The 1,542-nt window shown below is 53.0% G+C and carries 2 protein-coding genes; both read right to left on the bottom strand.

Annotated features, from left to right (window positions below):
• Positions 1-110: 110 nt before the first annotated feature.
• The gene (locus E1189_RS02405; RefSeq protein ID WP_155158469.1) at positions 111-614 is read right to left on the bottom strand and encodes a hypothetical protein; all 504 of its coding nucleotides are present in this window, start codon (positions 612-614) and stop codon (positions 111-113) included.
• A 658-nt stretch (positions 615-1,272) separates the two neighbouring features.
• Positions 1,273-1,542 (bottom strand): hypothetical protein (locus E1189_RS23225; RefSeq protein WP_196221081.1); only part of this gene is annotated, 270 nt, incomplete at its 5' end.

Genomic DNA, 1,542 nt, shown 5'->3' with positions numbered 1-1,542 from the left:
TGGATTACGACAGCCCTGCAATGGAAGTAGGGGTATTGAGCAAAAATGAGAAGAGGGTAGTACGTCGAGGAAAGCAGAACACCACCTGCCCCTGCGGCACCACCTTTGATTCATTTAACCAGCTTAGAAACCACCGCCAGAGCAGCAGAGATGCCCGGTGTAAAGGGAAGCAGAATACCACCTGCTCCTGCGGCGCCAGCTTCGATACGGTCAACATGCTCCACTCTCACCGCCAGAGCAGCAAGGACGCCCAGTGCCAAGTGACGTGGAACACTACCTGCTCCTGCGGCGCCACCTTCGCTTCGGTCAGCCGGCTTAACTCTCACTGCCAGGGCAGCCGCGATGTCCGGTGCAGGGGGAAACGGAACACCACCTGCCCATGCGGCATGACCTTTGCCTCGGTCAACCTGCTTAGCGCTCACCGCCGGGGCAGCCGCGACGCCCAATGCAAGGGAAAGCGGAACACTACCTGTCCCTGTGGTGTCACCTTCGATACGGTCAGTCAGCTTAATTCTCACCGCCAGGGCAGCAAAGATACCCGGTGCAAGGGGAAACGGAACACCATCTGCCTTTGCGGCGCCACCTTCGATACGGCCAACCTGCTTAAATCTCACCGCCGAAGGTGCAGCGACACCCTAGGCAGGGAGAAACGGATCACAAAGAAATAAGATACACGAGAGGTGCCGAGAGCTGTTCAGGTCCATAACTTTACCAGCTTTGAAAATTGCCCCAGCCACCTTCACCGACTAGCCTATCGTGCCAGGGTTGAATCGGAGGTTATGCTCGTTGAAAAGGCTGGCAAATGCCTCATATCTTTGGCTTATCCTGACCATAGCTCCTGCTGTTGTTGATGCGGGTACAGACAAACAGGTAAGTAGCTGTACGCTTGTTTTGCCAGCAGGTGAAAGGGAGGCCGATATCATCTCAACAGGCCATATCCGCACATCATCACCCGTCGTTCAGCCTTTAGATGACACATTCTGTGTATCGGGTCCCGAAAACAGTCTGGTTTGTCAGGGGGTTGATAGCCCATCCAGAATCAGGCTGCCACATCAGGACAAGGAAACCCTTGAGCTGATAGCAGAAGGCTCTACCTGCTCCGTAACTCTCCGCAAAGTTGATGCCCCGTCAACGACAGGTGACGTGAAAATAACAGGTGAATTTGTTGATGGACTTCCGCTGCCTTTTAACTCTGATCTCAACGCTTGGGAAATTCATTGTCGAAAAGTTGTTAAAAAAGAGGTTGATGTTTATGAAATTATGTCGTCAACCTCAGAAAACTTGATCCATGATAGCCCTGTACCGGACGTGGAGATATTGCATCAAGATGAAAGGGAAGTCGTATGTCGAGGAGAGCGGAACAACAGAAATGCCCGATGCAAAGGGAAGCGGAACACCACCTGCCCCTGTGGCAACACCTTTGATTCGGTTAACCAGCTTAAAAGCCACCGCCAGAGCAGCAGAGATATCCGGTGCAAAGGGAGGTGGAACACTACCTGCCTTTGCGGCGCTACCTTCGATTCGACCAGTTTGCTTAACTCT

Source organism: Parendozoicomonas verongulae (assembly GCF_009711465.1).
Classification (GTDB): domain Bacteria; phylum Pseudomonadota; class Gammaproteobacteria; order Pseudomonadales; family Endozoicomonadaceae; genus Sansalvadorimonas; species Sansalvadorimonas verongulae.
This window is presented reverse-complemented; position numbering and strand designations above follow the sequence as displayed.